The sequence below is a fragment of the Myxococcus sp. CA051A genome (genome assembly GCF_013336705.1).
GTDB lineage: Bacteria > Myxococcota > Myxococcia > Myxococcales > Myxococcaceae > Myxococcus > Myxococcus llanfairpwllgwyngyllgogerychwyrndrobwllllantysiliogogogochensis.
Genome location: NZ_JABUMS010000005.1, coordinates 410772 through 428149, shown reverse-complemented (window position 1 = coordinate 428149; position 17378 = coordinate 410772). Strand labels below are relative to the sequence as shown.

The window sequence follows — 17378 nt, the reverse complement described above, 5'->3', positions numbered from 1 at the left end:
CTTAACGGGAGCCGGCCGCGCCTCAGTCCGCCGGGCCGCGCTCGTCCCGGAGCAGGTCCGCGAGCTTCTCCAGGGCCAGCCGCGCCCGGGTCTTCACCGTGCCCAGGGGGTCTCCAGTGCGCTCGGAGATCTCCCGCTGAGACAGGCCCTCGAAGTAGGCCAACTCCACCACTTCGCGCTGCTCGGGGGGCAGCGTCATCATCGCCCTGCGCACCCGCACGCGGTCCTGGCCCTGTGACGTCGCGTCGTCCGGAGCGGGAGGCGTCGCGCTCATCGGAGGCGGCTCATGGGCGGAGCCCTCGGCGACCCGGGCGGCGGTGCCCATGGAGCGCAGCCGGTCGATGGCGCGCGTGCGAGCAATGGTCGCCACCCAGGTCTCCAGCCCGCCGCGGTCCGGGTCGAAGTCACGGGCGCGCCGCCAGACCTCGAGGAAGGCCTCCTGGAGCACCTCCTCCGCGTCCGCTCGGGAAGGCAACAGCCGCAGCATCACCGCGAAGGCCCGGGCTCCGCAGCGCGCGTAGACCTCCCGCATGGCCACGCCGCTGCCCAGGGCGACCTGCTGGAGCAGGGCCCTGTCGGCGGCGGGGTCGCTCGCCCGCTGAGCGGAGGGTGGAGGAAGCGCCATGTATTTCCCGGATACCGCAACCCGAGGTGCGGATCCCAGCTTCAAGTATGGGCAGCCGGGCAGTCAGCCCCTTTGAAGCCAACGGGTGGGCGTCCCCAGACCCCGTCCCTAACGTTCACGAGCCAACGCGGCCGACGCGCCAGTCGTCCTTCATCAACGCACCCCGCGACACGCCGCCCAGCTTCACCCCACCTCAGACCTATAAGGGCCGCGAGCCGATATGAAAGATCGAATCGGGAGCGTGTTCATCGAGGGAGTCAAGCCCCAGCTCGACGGCGGCCGCCACGCCGTCAAGCGTGTCGCCGGGGAGAGCCTCACCGTCCGCGCCGACATCTTCAAGGAGGGCCATGACGTCCTCGTCGCCGTCGTCCGCTGGCGACAGGCCTCTCCCCACGAACAGCAGACCGACTGGCGCGAAGTGCCCATGCGCCCGCTCGGCAACGACGCCTGGGAGGCGGAGTTCCCCCTGGCTCGCAATGGCCGCTACCAGTACACGATTGAAGCCTGGCCGGATCTCTTCCGGACCTGGACGTCGGAGCTGAAGCGCAAGGTCGATGCGGGCCGGGACGTGCGCAGCGAGCTGTTGGAGGGCGCGGCCCTGCTGGAAGGCGCGGCGGCCCGAGCGCGCACGGTGGACGCGGCCGACGCGCGGGTGCTCACCGAGGCCGCGGTGCGGATGCGTCAGCCCCCGACACCGGACCTGGTGGCCGTGGCGCTGGCGCCGGAGCTGGCCACGGTGGCGTCCACGTATCCCGACCGCGCGCTGGCGCGGCGGCACGAGCCGGAGCTGGAGGTGTTCGCGGACCGGCTCAAGGCGCGCTTCGGGGCCTGGTACGAGTTCTTCCCGCGCTCGGCGAAGCGCGATGGGCGCACGCATGGGACGTTCCAGGATTCAGAGGCCTGGCTGCCGTACATCCAGGGCCTGGGCTTCGACGTCATCTACCTGCCGCCCATCCACCCCATTGGCCGCACCGCGCGCAAGGGGAAGAACAACAGCCTCAAGGCGGGCCCGGAGGACGTAGGCAGTCCGTGGGCCATCGGCGCGGCGGAGGGGGGCCACAAGGCGGTGCACCCGAGCCTGGGCACGCTGGCGGACTTCCGTCACTTCGTGCAGGCCGCGCAGTCGTACGGCATCGAGGTGGCGTTGGACCTCGCGTACCAGTGCTCTCCGGACCACCCTTATGTGAAGGAGCATCCGGAGTGGTTCCAGCGCCGTCCGGACGGCACCATCAAGACGGCGGAGAACCCGCCCAAGCGCTACGAGGACATCGTCAACTTCGACTGGATGGGCCCCGCGCGCGAGTCGCTGTGGACGGAGCTGGAGTCCGTCGTACTGCACTGGGTGCAGCAGGGCGTGCGGACCTTCCGCGTGGACAATCCGCACACCAAGCCCATCCAGTTCTGGGAGTGGCTCATCCGCCGCGTGCAGGAGCGCCACCCCGATGTGCTCTTCCTCTCCGAGGCCTTCACCCGGCCCAAGGTGATGAAGGCCCTGGCGAAGGTGGGCTTCACCCAGTCGTACACGTACTTCACGTGGCGCAACTTCAAGGGCGAGCTCCAGGAGTACCTGGAGGAGATCACCCAGCCGCCCGTATCCGACTACTTCCGCGGCAACCTCTGGCCCAACACGCCGGACATCTTGCCGGAGCTGTTGCAGAACGCGGGGCCCGGTGCGTTCCGGTTGCGCGCGGCGCTTGCCGCGACGCTCTCCTCGGTCTACGGGATGTATTGCGGCTTCGAGCTGTGCGAGGGCCGCCCGCTGCCTGGCAAGGAGGAGTACCTGGACTCGGAGAAGTACCAGCTCGTCGCGTGGGACGCGGACCGGCCAGGCAACATCCGGGACTGGATTGCGCGGCTCAACAACGCGCGCCTGACGCAGCCAGCGCTGCACACCTACGACAGCTTGCGCTTCTTCGAGTCCGACAACGAGCGGGTCCTCTTCTACGGAAAGCGCACCCCGGACGGCACCAGCACCGTGCTGGTCGCGGTGAGCCTGGATCCGTACGCGCCGCAGGAGGCGCTGTTGCGACTTCCGCTGGAATGGCTTGGCGCGAACGCGGACGAGACCTATCAGGTGCACGAGCTGATGACGGATCAGCGCTCCCTGTGGCAAGGCTCGGACGTGCAGGTGCGCCTGACGCCCGAACAGCCCGCGGCCGTCTGGGCCGTCTACCGCTTCCGCCGTACCGAGCACGCGTTCGACTACTACGAGTGACAACCCGAGAGGCGTATGGACCTGGATCCCCTCTGGTACAAGAAGGCCCTCATCTACGAGCTGCACCTCCGAGCATTCCACGACTCCAACGGCGACGGGCATGGCGACATCCCGGGCCTCATCGAGAAGCTCCCGTACCTCCAGGACCTGGGCATCGACTGCCTGTGGATCCTCCCCCACTACCCTTCTCCGCTGCGCGATGACGGCTACGACATCGCGGACTACTACGGCGTCCACCCGGACTATGGCACGCTCGCCGACTTCCAGCGGATGGTGGAGGAGGCGCACAAGCGCGGCATCCGCATCATCACCGAGCTGGTGGTCAACCACACCAGCGACCAGCACCCCTGGTTCCAGGAGGCGCGCAGCGACCCGAAGAGCCCCAAGCGCGACTGGTACGTCTGGAGCGACACGGATGAGAAGTACAAGGGCGCGCGCATCATCTTCACGGACACCGAGCGCTCCAACTGGACGTGGGATCCGGTGGCCAAGCAGTACTTCTGGCACCGCTTCTTCAGCCACCAGCCGGACCTGAACTACGACAATCCTCAAGTTCAGGAAGCGATGCTGGACGCGATGCGCTTCTGGCTCAACATGGGCGTGGACGGCTTCCGCTGCGACGCGGTGCCCTACCTGTTCGAGCGCGAGGGCACCAACTGCGAGAACCTTCCGGAGACGCACGCCTTCCTCAAGCGCCTGCGGAAGACCATCGACGCCGAGTACCCCGGGAAGATGCTGCTCGCGGAGGCCAACCAGTGGCCCGCCGACGTGCGCGTCTATTTCGGCGACGGCGACGAGTTCAACATGGGCTTCCACTTCCCGGTGATGCCGCGCCTGTTCATGGCCATCCGCCGCGAGGACCGCACGCCCATCGTCGAAATCATGCAGCAGACGCCGGACATCCCGGAGTCGTGTCAGTGGGCCCTCTTCCTGCGCAACCACGACGAGCTGACGCTGGAGATGGTGACGGACGAGGACCGGGACTACATGTACCGGGAGTACGCCACGGACCCTCGGATGCGCATCAACCTGGGCATCCGCCGCAGGCTCGCGCCGCTGATGGACAACGGGCGCCGGCGCATCGAGCTGATGCACAGCCTGCTGTTCACCCTGCCCGGCACGCCGGTCCTCTACTACGGCGACGAGATTGGCATGGGGGACAACATCTACCTGGGCGACCGCAACGGCGTGCGCACGCCCATGCAGTGGACGGGAGACCGCAACGCGGGCTTCAGCCGGGCGGACTACGCGCGCCTGTACGCGCCCGTCATCGCGGACCCCGTCTATGGCTACCAGTCCATCAACGTGGAGGCGCAGGAGCGGGTGAAGTCCAGCCTCCTGCACTGGGTGAAGCGGATGATTCGCATCCGCCAGCGCTACCCCGTGTTCTCCCTGGGGACGCTGCGCTTCTTGCCCATGGAGAACCGCAAGGTGATGGCCTTCGTACGGGAGTGGGAAGGCCAGACGGTGCTGGTGGTGTGCAACCTGTCACGCTTCGCGCAGCCCGCCGTGATGGACCTGCGTGACTGGGAAGGCAAGGTGCCCGTGGAGATGATTGGCGAAACGCCCTTCCCGCGGATCAGCGACCTGCCCTACCAGCTGTCGATGGGCCCCTACATGTTCTTGTGGTTTCGGCTGGACCAGCCGCTGCCGGGAGGAGGAAGCCGCGCATGACGACCTTGGACCTGACGAAGCTGCCGGAGTACCTCAAGAGCCAGCGTTGGTTCGCCGGCAAGGCCTGGCCCATCAAGCAGGTCAGCGTGGTGGACCACGCGAACCTGGACGCCACGCCGTGCAGTCTGTCGCTCGCCGTGGTGGAGGTCGTCTACGAGCTGGGCCAACCCGAGCGCTACCTCCTGCCGGTGAAGCCCTCCGCGGAGGGCGTCAAGGACGCGCTGGAGGACGATGGCTGTCTGCGCGCCCTGTTCGACCTCATCCGCGACGGCGCCCAGCTCCCCTCCGCGTCGGGCCGCGTGGTGGGGGAATGGATTGGAGGGCCGGAGGGCCTGCTGGGCCTCCCCTCCCCGCTCTCGGTGCGCCGGTTGATGGTGGAGCAGAGCAACACCTCCATCGTGCTGGGTGAGAAGGTCATCGTGAAGGTCATCCGCAAGTTGGAGGCGGGGGTGAACCCGGAGCACGAGGTCGGGCGCTTCCTCGCCACGCGGACGACGTTCCGGGCCACGCCCGCGCTGCTGGGGGCGCTGCGACTGGAGGGCGCCGCCAGCGCCACGCTCGCGCTGGCACATCGCTTCGTCCCCGACGCGGTGGATGGGTGGAAGTACACGTTGGACCGGCTGCGCCAGGAGCGCCCCCTGGGCGAGCGCTTTCTCAGCGAGATGGAGGAACTGGGTGGGCGACTGGGAGACCTGCACCAGGCCTTCGGCTCCGCGCCCATGGACGACGCGGCCTTCGCTCCGGAGCCGTTACTTCAGGAGGACCTGCAGCGCTGGAGCGCGTCCATCGTCGGAGAGCTGGGCGTGACGCTGGCCGAGGCCGGCCGGCTGCACCCGGACCTGGAGGGGCGCCGCGAGGGCCTCATCGAATACGCGAGGCGGCTGGCCCACGTGGCGCCCTCCGGACAGAAGATTCGCATCCACGGGGATTTGCACCTGGGTCAGGTGCTGCGGGCCAACGAGCAGTGGCTCATCTTCGACTTCGAGGGGGAGCCGGCGCGCAGCTTCACGTCGCGGCGCGAGAAGTACAGCCCGCTGCGGGACGTGGCGGGGATGCTCCGCTCGTTCGACTACGCGGAGGCCACGGTGGCGCTGGAGGGAGGCGCGCCGCGAGGACGCGTGGGCCCCAGCCGGGAGGCATTCCTGGAGGGTTATCGCAAGGCGACCCAGGGAGCGACCTTCCTGCCCACGGACACGGCGGCATTCGAGACGATGTTGCGCGCGTTCGAGCTGGAGAAGCTCCTGTACGAAGTGAGGTATGAGATGCAGAACCGGCCTGACTGGGTGCGCATCCCCGTCGAGGCCCTCTTGAGGATGGAGGAGGCCCAGTGAGGAAGCCGGCGGACAAGGCACAGGTCGACGCGGAGCTTCGGCGCGTGGTGGAGCTGCGGCACCCGGAGCCCCACTCCGTGCTGGGCATCCACCCGGACGGCGACGGCGTGGTGATTCGCGCCTTCCGCCCGGACGCCGTGGCCATCCACGTCCTCCCGGAGTTCGGAGGCCGTGTCCCGATGACGCACCGTCAGGACGGCGTCTTCGAGGCTCGCGTCAACGGACGCGACAAGACCTTCGGCTATCTGCTGGAGGTGGAGTACCCCGGCAAGCGCGTCTTCACCCTGCGGGACTCGTACAGCTTCCTGCCCACGCTGGGGGAGATGGACCTGTACTACGCCGGTGAGGGGCGCCACGAGCGGCTCTGGGAGCGCATGGGCGCGCACCTCATCCACCACAACGGCACGCGCGGCGTGTCCTTCGCGGTGTGGGCCCCCACGGCGGCGGGCGTCTCCGTCGTCGGTGACTTCAACAGCTGGGATGGACGGCTGCACTCGATGCGGCGCATGGGCGCGTCGGGCATCTGGGAGCTGTTCGTTCCGGAGGTCGGAGAAGGCGCGCGCTACAAGTTCGAGATTCGCCCCGGCCAGGGTGGGCCGCGCGTGCTGAAGTCGGACCCGTTCGCCTTCCGCGCCGAGGTGCCTCCGGCCACCGCGTCCGTGGTGCATGACCTGGGACGGTACGGGTGGGGAGATGGCTCGTGGCTGGAGTCGCGCACCCAGAAGTCCGACGTCGCGCACCAGCCTTGGAGCGTCTACGAGGTCCACCTGGGCAGCTGGCGCCGGGTGGTGGAGGACGGGGACCGCCCCATGACGTACCGGGAGCTGGCGCCCGCGCTGGCTGAGTACGTCAAGCACATGGGCTTCACGCACGTGGAGCTGCTGCCCGTGTCGGAGCATCCCTACGGAGGCTCGTGGGGCTACCAGGTCAGTGGCTACTACGCGCCCACCGCGCGCTTCGGCCACCCCGACGACTTCCGCTTCATGGTCGACCACCTGCACCAGGAGGGCATCGGCGTCATCGTCGACTGGGTGCCCGGCCACTTCCCCCGGGACGCGCACGCGTTGGGCGAGTTCGACGGCACGGCGTTGTACGAGCACGCGGATCCGCGCAAGGGCGCGCAGCCGGACTGGGGCACGCTGGTCTTCAACTTCGGCCGCAACGAGGTGCGCAACTTCCTCATCGCCAACGCGCTGTTCTGGATTGAGGAGTACCACATCGATGGTCTGCGCGTGGACGCGGTGGCCTCGATGCTCTACCTCGACTACAGCCGCAAGCAGGGCGAATGGATCCCCAACCGCTGGGGCGGCCGGGAGAACGAAGAGGCCATCCAGTTCCTGCGCGAACTCAACGACACCGTGCGCCGCAAGCACCCGGGCGTCGTGGTCATCGCCGAGGAGTCCACCGCGTGGCCCAAGGTCTCCTCCCCCGTCAGCGAGGGCGGACTGGGCTTCCACTTCAAGTGGAACATGGGGTGGATGCACGACACGCTGTCGTACTTCTCCAAGGACCCCATCTACCGGCAGTACCACCACAACCAGCTGACGTTCGGCCTGCTGTACGCCTTCAGCGAGCACTTCATGTTGCCGCTGAGCCATGACGAGGTGGTGCACGGCAAGGGCAGCCTGTACGGGCGCATGCCGGGAGACCCGTGGCAGAAGCGCGCCAACCTGCGCTCGTTGTTCGCGTGGATGTGGGCGCACCCGGGCAAGAAGCTGCTCTTCATGGGCGGCGAGTTCGGCCAGCCGGCCGAGTGGAACCACGACAAGAGCCTGGACTGGCACCTGACGCAGGACCCGGGGCATCAGGGCATCCAGCGCCTCGTCGCGAGGCTGAACCGCATCTACAAGGAGCTGCCGGCGCTGTACGACGCGGACAGCGAGCCCGTGGGCTTCCAGTGGCTCCAGCCGGACTCGGCGTCGTCGAACGTGCTGGCCTTCGTCCGCCGCTCGCGACAGCCCGGCCGTCACGTGGTGTGCGTGGCCAACCTGTCCCCCACGGTGCGCGAGAAATACCGCGTCGGCTTCCCACTCCAGGCCAACTACGTCGAGGTGCTCAACTCCGACGCGGGCGAGTACGGCGGCTCCAACACGGGCAACATGGGGCAGCTCCACACGGAGGCCACGGGCTGGGATGGACAGCCGGCTTCCGCGTTGCTCACCCTGCCCCCGCTGTCTGTCTTGTGGTTCACGCCGGGATAAAGACAGACATTCAACTACAAACAAGTCAATCGCAGACACGCGCACCATGTCTGTGATTGACTTTTGTTTCATGGCGTCGAGCGTGGCGGCCCTGGGAAATCCCTGAACATCCAGGCATGTAGGCACGGCCATTCGACCGAGCCCTCGCTTGGGCGTGAAAGGCCTGAGCAGTGGGGCGAAAACCACTGATCATCAGAGCATGTAGGCACGAGAATTTTCGTGCCGCCGATCACGACGTGATCGGCTGGCTTCGGCTTGCGGAGGAACTTCGGACCCACTGTTTATATGTTCAGGTCCCCCGCAAGCTCCCGATTTCACGCCAAGGAGACCTCAACTCCTGATGATTCCTCGACAATCCGGGCGGAGCCAGGGGCTGGAAACCACTGTCCTCGTGTTCATGTAGGCATGGGTCTTGAGATCGGAGCGTGATCTGAGCGGCGAGGCCCGGCGCCCGGTCCCCCTCCAGGCCACCCGAGCCAGGGCAGGCGCCATGACGCGGCCATGCATTGCGGACCCGCTTGGTCGCCCCCAGCGTATGGGACGACACCCCAGCGAGAGGAACGCACGATGGCCCGAAAGAAGATCGCCGAGGGATATGGCGGCACCAGCGAGCAACGCCAGCGACAGCTTCAGGGCGACAGCTTCTCCGAGCGTGCGCCACACACCCCGGCTGAATCCGAGGCCACCCGGAGCACCCCGGACAAGGATGGAACGATGGTCACCGTCCACCCGCTCGAGAACGAGGACGAGGACGACCTCTGGCGCGGAAAACCGTGACCGCCTGGCCTTCACCAGCCCCTGGTGATTGGCGAGCGTCTGGCGAGCTCAAGCGCGCATGAAGAGGAAATACAGCAACGCGCTCAGCACCACGGAAACGAGGATGCTGCCCAGACAGCCCAGTCGGTTCGAGAAGAAGAAGAACATGGACGCGGGAAAGAACCTAGGCACCGCCGCCCGGAATGGCACGGTGCCCATCCTCCCCTCGCGTCCGGCCGCCCTCAGGCCCCGCCGCGCTTCAGCCGCTCCACGTAGTCCGCCGGGAGCCCGGCCGCCTGCGCGCCCCGCACCAGGGCTTCCACGAAGCGAGGGCTCACCGAGCCGTCCTGCGCGGCACGCCTCGGGTTGGTGACGAAGGCCGTGGCCTCCACCTCCTGCCCGTCCACGAGCACCTTCACCGCGCGCTCGACGCACATGCCCGTCACGAAGCCTTCCTTGTGCTGGACGATGGGCCAGTCCTGGCCGCGAATCTCGAACAGGCGCCCGAACACCTGGCCTCCCGTCGCATCCGCCAGCCCCGCCACCCGGCCGCCCCACCAGCGCGACGGGAAGTCGTAGACCAGGTCCACGTCCACCGCCTCCGCCAGCCGCCCTTCCGGCAACTCGAAGAACCCGTACGAGTGCTGCTGCTTCCACTCGTCGAACGCGGCCCGGTCCAGGATGGTCGAATACGCGAAGTACAGCCGCTTCGCGTTCGGGTCCGCGCCCTCGCGAGCCTTCATCACCTGGTCGTAATGCGAATCCATGTGTGTCCCCTCTACCGCTCGTTCCGGCGCGACGCGCCGTCCCGGAACACCGCCAACACCCCGGACACGTCCAGCCGCGACGTCTTGATGAACAACCGCAGCGCCCGCTCCACGTGCTCGGCCAGCGTGGCCATCTTCTCCAGCCGCTCCAGCCGCTCGCTCGGAACTTCGCCCGCCATCTCCGCCAGCCGCCGTGCCTCGGAGAGGTCCGCGCGGATGCGCGCCACGAAGCCCGCCTCGCGCTCCTCGATGACGTGCCGGACCATCCGCACCAGGTCCGTCTCCGCGCCGTAGCGCCAGACGGTGTCCTGCGGCAGCCGCACCCGCTGGATGACACCCCAGCGCTCCAAGTCTCGGAGCAGCATGGAGACGCCGCCCTTGGACAAGTCGAGCTCGCGCTCGATTTCGCCCGCCGTCAGCGGCTCGCCCCGCAAGTACAAGAGCGCCCACACCCGGCCCTGGTTGCGCTTGAACCCCCAGAATTCGATGACATTGCCCACCGCGTCCACCGCGATGGCTTCCCACGGCGCCAGCCGGCCCTCGATGACCGGCGCGTCTGGGCTGCCCGGGCTCCCGTGTCCCCCCGTCCACAGGTAGCCCTTCATGCGGCCCGCCCCTGGACTTGCTCGGCGATTCCCGCCGACAGCTTGCGCGCCCAGCCCACCAGCTCCGCGCCCGCGGGCTCGTGGGCGAAGTGGCCCAGCTTGTCCAGCGCCGCTTCAATCTCCACGTTCATCCGCGCCATGGACGCTTCCACCGCGCCGGTGGCCTCGATCGCCGAGCCAATCTCCTTCGTCCGGTCGGGCGTGATCGTGGAGAAGGCCCACGCGTCCTTCAGCTTGCGACGCAGGCTCTCGTCCTTGGCCACCGCCAACAGGATGGGCATCGATGGCGTACGCGAGTGCACGTCCGCGTACCGCGGCTTGCCCACATCCGTGCCCAGGATGTCGCGGATGTCGTCGGCGATCTGGAACGCCACGCCCAGGTGACGGCCGAACCCGTCGAAGCGGTCCACCGCCTCCGGCAGGTTGGCCAGCGTCGCCGCCGCATGCCCGCACCAGCCGAACAGCGAGCCCGTCTTGCCCTCGGCGATGAAGCGCAGCCGGTTGAGCGGCAGGTCCAGGTCGCCGCGCGCCTCCACCTCCGCGATGGCCGCGCGGGTCATCTCGGAGACGACCGACAGCGCGGACAAGGTCAGCCGGGAGTCGAGCTGCGCCAGGTGGTGCAGGCCGGTGGACAGGATGAGGTCTCCGCTCATCACCGCCACGATGTTGCCCCAGCGCGCGTTCACCGTCGGGCGGCCCCGGCGGAACATGCCCGCGTCCACCACGTCGTCATGCAGCAGGCTGGCCGAATGGATGAGCTCCGCGGCGACCGCCACGTCCACCAGCCGCTCCGGCGCGACACCCACCGCGCCGCCAAACAGCCGCACCAGCATGGGACGCGCGCGCTTGCCACCCGTGCCCACGCACAGGTGCCGGGCCGCTTCCATCAGCGTGTCGCCCTTCACGTCGGGACCGGCGTTGCCATCCACCAGCATGCCGTTGAGCCGCTGCTCCACCGCCGCCAGAAAGTCCGTGAGCTCCCGAGCCAGTTCCATGTGCGCCGTTCTCCTCGGACGTTCATATAGTTCAAGACCGCTTGAACTGCACCTGATTCCAGCGTCCCCTCCGGCCAGGGGGGCAGGCGGCTGAAGTCGCTCGGGGTCCGAGCGGGCGACCCAGGGGGAGACGGGGTCGGATTGAGGCGCCTGGCCGAGCCGTGCGACAGACGGAGGGCCCCCGCTCCCTCGTTGCAAGGACCGCGTTGAGCCCCCCCGCTGCCTTTCGTCGCTACGTCCTGAGCAGCTTCGCCTCGCTCGCCTCCGCCGTTCCCCTCTTCCGGCCGGGCTCGTCACTGCCCGGGTCGGCCGCGCCACTCATGGGCGCGCCCCCGGCGGACAGTCCGGACGGCCTCTCGCACACCCCCGCTCGAAGGTTGCGCGCGACGCTGGGCGCCTCCGTGGTGGAGGGCATGTTCACGGAGGTCTTCACCGCGTGCGCGGGTGCCACCGTGCTGACGGCGTGGGCCATCGCCTTGAAGCTGGGGCCCCTGCTGGTGGGCGTGATGACCGCCCTGCCCTTTCTTGCCCAGTTCGTGCAGTTCCCGGCGGCGTGGCTGACGTCCGCGTTCGGTCACCGGCGCGTGGCCCTGACGGCGGTGTGCCTGTCGCGGCTGGTGATGTTCCCGCTGGCGATTCTCCCCTGGCTGGAGCTGGAGCTCGCGGCGCGGCAGCACGTGCTGCTTGTCGTGGCCGGGGCGTCCGCGCTGCTGGGCGTGGTGGGCAACAACGCGTGGGTGGCGTGGATGGGGGAGCTGGTGCCTCGCGCGGTGCGGGGACGCTTCTTCGGACGGCGCACGGCGCTCACCACCCTGGCGGGCACCCTGGCCTCGCTCTGTGCGGGCCTGTTGATGGACCGCCTGCGGCCCAGCGAGGGCCTGGGCGTGGCGCTGCCCCTGCTGGCGCTCGGCGCCTGCGTCATGGGCGTGGTGACGACGCTGCTCATGGCCAGCCAGCATGACCCCGCGCCACCGGGCACCACGCCCCGGCTGGAGCTCAAGGGCGCGCTGGTGCCGCTGAAGGACCCACTGGCGCGGCGCGTGCTGACCTACCAGGTCGCCTGGAACGCGGCGGTGGGCGTGTCCGCGCCGTTCTTCGCGCTGCACAGCCTCCAGAACCTCAAGATGACCTTCGTCATCATGGCGCTGCACGCCGCGGCCGTCGCGGGGGTGCGCATCCTCACCGCGCCGCTGTGGGGGAAGATGATCGACAAGGTCGGCGCGCAGCCCGTGCTGATGGCGTGCTCGCTGGGCATCGGCGTCATCCCCGCGCTGTGGTTGCTGCCCTCGGCGGGGACGCTGTGGCCCCTGCTCTTCGACGTGCTGCTCGCCGGCGCGCTGTGGAGCGGCCACGGCCTGGCCATCTTCGCGCTGCCGCTCAGCGTCGCGCCGCGCAAGGGTCGGCCCTTCTATCTCGCCGCCTTCGCCACGGCCGGAGGACTGGCCTACTCCGTCGCCGCCGCGCTGGGAGGCGCCATTGCCTCCGCCCTGCCCGAGACGTTCATCCTCGGCGGCAAGCCCTGGGTGAACCTGCACGTCCTCTTCGTCGTGTCCTCGGTGGCCCGGCTCGCCGCGGGCCTGCTCGCCGCGCGCCTCCCGGAGCCCGGCGCCCACCCCGTGACGTCGATGGGCGCGCTCGTGTCCCGGCTGTTGCCTCGAACACGCGCCTCCCGCGTGCTGGCCCCGCCGAGCACCGGGAGTCACCGCCCGGGCTGAGCCTCATGCCGCGCACCCGTCGCTGCTCAGACGCGATAGGCCCGCACCACCTCGGCCACACGCTCGGAGAGCAGCTTCAGGGACACCGCGGATTCATTGGTGGCGGAGATGCGCGTCACGGTATCCCCCATCAGCGAGTTCAGCTCGTTGACGGCGGTGAAGATCTGCTCGATGCCCGTGGCCTGCTGGCTCACCGTCTGCGCAATCTGCCGCGCGGCGGCGGTGCTGTCCTGGACGATGGTGCTGAGCTGGCGCAGCGTGTCTCCGGATGCGCGCGCCTGCGTCAGCCCCGCCTCCATCCGCTGGGTTCCCTCGGCGGTGATCTGCACCGTGCCGGCGATGGCCTCGCCGATGTCGGAGAGGATCTTCCGCACCTGGTTCGTCGCGCGGATGGACTGGTCCGCCAGGGCGCGAATCTCCCGCGCCACCACCGCGAAGCCCTTGCCATGCTCGCCCGAGCGCGCCGCCTCGATGGCCGCGTTCACCGCCAGCAGGTGCGACTGGTCCGCCAGGTCCTTCACCGTCTCGGTGATTCCGCCAATCTGCTGCGTGCGCTCGCTCAGCGACATGATGCGCAGGGTGATCTGCTCCACCTGGGAGCGCAGGTCCACCATGCCTTCGATGCTCGCGGAGACGGCGTCCTCGCCAGACTTCCCCAGCGCCTCCGCGCGTTCGGCGACCTCGATGACGGACTGCGCGGAGCTGGAGGCCAGCAACGCCGTCTGGCGGATCTCCTGCGCCGTCACCTGCGTCTCCTGGAGCGCGGCGGCCTGACGGGTGACCATCTGGTTCTGCTCGGTCGCGGACTCGTTCAGCCCCATCACCGAGTCGCTGAGCAGCTCCGTCGACGAGTGGAGCTGATGCAAGAGGTCCTTCAGCTTGCCCACCAGCAACCCCACCGCGCGCGCCAGGTCGCCGACCTCGTCCTGGGTCGAGACATGCACCGGCTCTCGCAAATCGCCGTGCTCGGCGATGCGCCGCACGGCCCCGGTGAGCGCGATGAGCGGCGCGACAATGCGGCGGCTGATCACCCACGCCAACCCCATCAGCACCACCAGCGCGGCCAGCAGCACGATTCGCAGGTTGCCCACGATGCCGTTGATGTGGCCCCGGGCCTCCGTGCGATTGAAGCCCACGTGCACGGTGCCCAGACCGCCGGGCACCGGCGCCGCCATGTCCAGCAGCTCCACGTCCTCGGCTCGCAGCGGCGTGCCCTCCTTCGTCGCGGCCAGCTCGGAGACGTGGTCGCGCAACATCTGCGCGTGGCGCCCCGACACGCCCACCAGCGCGCCCTTCGCGTCCACCAGCGCCACGTACGCCAGCGCGCCCTCCTGAGCCACCGCGTCCAGCGTGGGCTGCACCTCTCCCTGCTCGCGATTGCGCAGCAGGTCCGCCATCGCCGCGGCAAGCGCCGTCGGCACCGCCGCGCTCATCGAATGGCCTTGCTCCTCGAAGGCCTCGCGAAGGCGCGGAATCGTGTACCCCACCGAAAGCAGGGCGAAGAACAGCGCCACGACGAGCGGCGCGAGGATGATTTTTTGAGAGAGAGTGAATCGCATCCGAGCACGAGGGAATGCAGGGCGAACGCGGCGCGGCCATTGTGGACGCGTGACTGGCAATGGCGCAACCCCACCCGCCGTTTCATGAAGACACACATTGAAGCAAGGGTCCGTCGGCACCCCAATCCGTGCTCGCCGGTGCCTGACTCGCCGTCTATCTTTCGCGGCGGCTCGCCGCTCCAGGAGAAAATTGCACCATGAAGCTTCGTCGCAAGGTCCTCATCACCGTGCTCGTGCTCCTCGCGGGGGTTCTCGCGGCCAGTCTTCGTCTGGACGTTTCTCCCCAGGAGCTGGAGGCGCGCTACGCGACAGCGCCTTCCCGCTTCGTGGAGGTGGATGGGTTGCGCATCCACTACCGGGACCAGGGCCAGGGACCCACGCTGCTGCTGCTCCATGGCTCCAATGCCTCTCTTTTCACCTGGGAGGGCTGGGTGCGTGAGCTGTCCGAAAACTACCGCGTCATCACCCTGGACCTTCCAGGGCACGGACTCACCGGGCCGGACGCGCGGGGGCGATACACCGCGGACGCCATGGTGGAGGTGGTGGAGGCGTTTCGCGCGCGCCTGGGGTTGGAGCAGTTCGTCCTGGGAGGCAACTCCATGGGTGGCTCCATCTCCTGGCGCTATGCCCTGCTCCATCCGCGGCGGGTGACGCGGCTGGTGCTGGTGGACACGGCGGGTTTTCCGCGCGACACGCCCGCGCCGCTCGTCTTCCGGCTCATGCGCGCGCCCGTCGTGGGAGAGGTGCTGTCACTCTTCTCCCCGCGCTGGGTCATCGACCGGAACCTGCGGGCCGTCTACGGAGAACCCTCGCGCGTGACGGAGGCTTTGGTGGAGCAGTACCACGCGCTCCTGCTGCGAGAAGGCAACCGGACCGCCACTCGCGAACGGATGCGGGCCGGCGGAGACGACGCGCGCTGGAAGCAGTTGGGGGAGCTGCGCATGCCCACGCTCATCCTCTGGGGCGCGAAGGACGCGTGGATTCCGCTGGAGCACGGCCAGCGCATCGCCCGGGCCATTCCTGGCGCGCGGCTCATCGTCTATCCGGAATTGGGGCACGTCCCCATGGAGGAAGACGCCGCTCGCACCGCGAGGGAGCTGCGCGGCTTCATCGAGGCGTCCGCGCCCGCGCCGACCGGGCACGGCACGCTCTGAGCGAAGGCCCTCAACCCGGGGAGCGCGTCGTCGGAGGCCGCGAGGCGCCCTTCGCGGAGGCGCTTCGCTCGCGGGTGATATCCAGCAGCGTCACCAGCCGGCGCCGTGCGTCCACGACGTAGTGGACCGTCAGCTCCTCCACCTGGAATGTGGCCGGCTCCGGCGTGGGTGTCGCCAGGGCCGCCACGCCCTCCAACCGGGCTTGGATGTCGCGGTAGCGTTCCTGGGAGAGCCGAGCGACCTGGCTCCAGGCCGCCGCGGCGATTTCCACGGTGTAGGGTCGATGGGTGTTCCGCTGAGACTTCATGGCGGTGGTGGCATAGAGCAGGCCGCGTGCCCCCCCACCTTTGAGGAAAACCGGACGGTTGGCGCCAGGACTTCTTGCGTCCCTGTAGAAACATCAGTCAGCGCCCCCGTGATTTTCAGTGCAGGCCCCGGGGCTCGGCTCCCTTCTTCGGCTCTTCATCCAGGCAGGCAAGGGCCGCCAGCAGCATGGACTCACAGCCGAAGCGCAGGCTGTCGACCGAGGGGTCGAAGCGCGACGAGTGGTTCGGCGGCAGGTTCCGGAGCTTCTCCCAGAGCGTCTTGCCCGCGGCCCGTTTCCACGCCTCGTGGGACGTGCCCCCGAAGTACCAGTAGACGAGCGGCACCGTGGCGCCGTGGCTCTCGCCGGACACGCGCCCGTCGAAGTAGGGAAAGTCCTCGCTGCCACTCTGCATGCCGGTGTCGATGATGCGGTCCTCTCCGAACCAGGCCGCGTGCGCGGAGCGAACCCGGGTGAAGTAGGAGTCGTCATTCACCATCACCCGCGTGTGGTGCATCACCTCGATTTCCGGCGGCTTGGGGGAGCGCCCCGCTTCGCACTCCGCCTTCGCCATGCGGGAGATGGCCTCGAGCAACTGCCCCTGGAGGTCATCGGTCGGCGTGCGCACCGTCAGCTCCAGCACCGCCTCGTCCGGAATCACGTTGGAGCGGGAGCCCGCGTGAAGGCTCCCCACGGAGATCACCGCGCCGCCGCGGGTGATGTCCACCTCGCGGGAGACGATGGTCTGCAGCCTCGTCACCAGGTAGGCGGCGATGACGACGGGGTCCACCGTCAGGTGTGGCTGTGAGCCGTGGCCGCCCTTGCCGAAGATGCGCACCCGCACGTTGGCGGAGGCCATCATGCTGGCGCCCGGATGGTGCCCCACGATTCCCACCTGGAGCGGGCCCACGTGCTGGGCGAGCGCGACGTCGGGCTTGCCGAAGCGCTCATAGAGTCCGTCGCGCAGCATCGCCCGCGCGCCCTCGAGCGTCTCCTCCGCGGGCTGGGCGACCATCATCAGCGTGCCGCGCCAATGATGCTGTGAGTGGGCGAGCAGCTCCGCCACCCCCATCAGACAGGTGATGTGGACGTCATGTCCGCACGCGTGCATCACCGGCACCGTGCCGCCGTGCGAGTCCTTCACCCGCACGCGGCTCGCATCCGGGCGGCCCGTCTTCTCCTCCACCGGCAGCGCGTCCATGTCCGCGCGCAGCAGCACGGTGGGCCCCGGGCCGTTGCGCAGCACGCCCACGACGCCGTGACGGCCCACCTCCTCGGTCACTTCATAGCCGCTGTGCCGCAGCCACCTCGCCACCTTCGCCGCCGTCTGCTGCTCCTGCATGGACAGCTCTGGGTGCGCGTGCAGATCCCGATAGAACGCCTCCAACCGTGGAGCGAGCTGCTCGTGCGCGAGCGTCAGGTCGGGACGCCAGGCGTGCGTGGGCTCGGTCCGTTGCAAGGTCTCAGTCACTTCCAT

The 17378-nt window shown here is 68.8% G+C and carries 14 protein-coding genes; 7 read left to right on the top strand and 7 right to left on the bottom strand.

The features are described 5' to 3' along the window. Window positions 1–22: 22 nt before the first annotated feature. Window positions 23–625, bottom strand: coding sequence for a sigma-70 family RNA polymerase sigma factor (locus HUA74_RS17875; protein WP_174455455.1), 603 nt, complete (start codon window positions 623–625; stop codon window positions 23–25). A 220-nt stretch (window positions 626–845) separates the two neighbouring features. On the opposite strand from HUA74_RS17875, the gene HUA74_RS17870 reads away from it, so the two are divergent. From HUA74_RS17870 to HUA74_RS17850, 5 genes are all read left to right on the top strand, one after another. Continuing rightward, window positions 846–2840 (top strand): alpha-1,4-glucan--maltose-1-phosphate maltosyltransferase, encoded by a 1995-nt coding sequence (locus HUA74_RS17870; RefSeq protein ID WP_174455454.1) that lies wholly within the window; start codon window positions 846–848, stop codon window positions 2838–2840. A 15-nt stretch (window positions 2841–2855) separates the two neighbouring features. Beyond that, complete coding sequence (treS, locus tag HUA74_RS17865) at window positions 2856–4514, top strand: maltose alpha-D-glucosyltransferase (RefSeq protein ID WP_174455453.1); 1659 nt, start codon at window positions 2856–2858, stop codon at window positions 4512–4514. Next, window positions 4511–5845: a phosphotransferase gene (locus tag HUA74_RS17860; RefSeq protein WP_141642331.1), complete on the top strand. Its 1335-nt coding sequence runs from the start codon at window positions 4511–4513 to the stop codon at window positions 5843–5845. The genes treS and HUA74_RS17860 overlap by 4 nt, the downstream gene beginning before the upstream one ends. Further along, window positions 5842–8046 carry a 1,4-alpha-glucan branching protein GlgB gene (glgB, locus tag HUA74_RS17855; protein ID WP_174455452.1) on the top strand — a complete coding sequence of 735 codons (2205 nt, stop codon included), beginning with the start codon at window positions 5842–5844 and terminating at the stop codon, window positions 8044–8046. The genes HUA74_RS17860 and glgB overlap by 4 nt, the downstream gene beginning before the upstream one ends. A gap of 567 nt (window positions 8047–8613) precedes the next feature. Continuing rightward, the gene (locus tag HUA74_RS17850) at window positions 8614–8823 is read left to right on the top strand and encodes a hypothetical protein (protein ID WP_141642329.1); all 210 of its coding nucleotides are present in this window, start codon (window positions 8614–8616) and stop codon (window positions 8821–8823) included. Window positions 8824–9044: 221 nt separating this feature from the next. Here HUA74_RS17850 and HUA74_RS17845 read toward each other — a convergent pair whose 3' ends face one another. From HUA74_RS17845 to HUA74_RS17835, 3 genes are read right to left on the bottom strand one after another with little or no spacing between them, the layout of a single operon-like run. After that, a complete protein-coding gene (locus HUA74_RS17845; RefSeq protein WP_174455451.1) occupies window positions 9045–9569 on the bottom strand; it encodes a gamma-glutamylcyclotransferase in 525 nt (174 codons plus the stop codon). Window positions 9570–9580: 11 nt separating this feature from the next. Next, complete coding sequence (locus tag HUA74_RS17840; protein ID WP_141642327.1) at window positions 9581–10174, bottom strand: GbsR/MarR family transcriptional regulator; 594 nt, start codon at window positions 10172–10174, stop codon at window positions 9581–9583. Next, on the bottom strand, window positions 10171–11169 hold the full coding sequence (locus tag HUA74_RS17835) for a polyprenyl synthetase family protein (RefSeq protein ID WP_141642326.1): 999 nt from the start codon (window positions 11167–11169) through the stop codon (window positions 10171–10173). Before HUA74_RS17835 ends, HUA74_RS17840 begins: the two co-directional genes overlap by 4 nt. A 320-nt stretch (window positions 11170–11489) precedes the next feature. Here HUA74_RS17835 and HUA74_RS17830 point away from each other — a divergent pair, with 320 nt between their 5' ends. Further along, a complete protein-coding gene (locus HUA74_RS17830) occupies window positions 11490–12884 on the top strand; it encodes an MFS transporter (protein WP_371745619.1) in 1395 nt (464 codons plus the stop codon). Window positions 12885–12910: 26 nt separating this feature from the next. On the opposite strand, the gene HUA74_RS17825 is transcribed toward HUA74_RS17830, so the two are convergent. Then, window positions 12911–14443: a methyl-accepting chemotaxis protein gene (locus HUA74_RS17825; RefSeq protein ID WP_174455449.1), complete on the bottom strand. Its 1533-nt coding sequence runs from the start codon at window positions 14441–14443 to the stop codon at window positions 12911–12913. A gap of 197 nt (window positions 14444–14640) precedes the next feature. Between HUA74_RS17825 and HUA74_RS17820 the strand changes: the two genes are divergently transcribed. Further along, window positions 14641–15597, top strand: coding sequence for an alpha/beta fold hydrolase (locus HUA74_RS17820; protein WP_174455448.1), 957 nt, complete (start codon window positions 14641–14643; stop codon window positions 15595–15597). A gap of 10 nt (window positions 15598–15607) precedes the next feature. Here the strand turns inward: HUA74_RS17820 and HUA74_RS17815 are convergent, their stop codons facing one another. Further along, on the bottom strand, window positions 15608–15904 hold the full coding sequence (locus tag HUA74_RS17815) for a hypothetical protein (protein ID WP_141642322.1): 297 nt from the start codon (window positions 15902–15904) through the stop codon (window positions 15608–15610). Between the two features lie 115 nt (window positions 15905–16019). Then, a complete protein-coding gene (locus HUA74_RS17810; RefSeq protein WP_174455447.1) occupies window positions 16020–17378 on the bottom strand; it encodes an amidohydrolase in 1359 nt (452 codons plus the stop codon).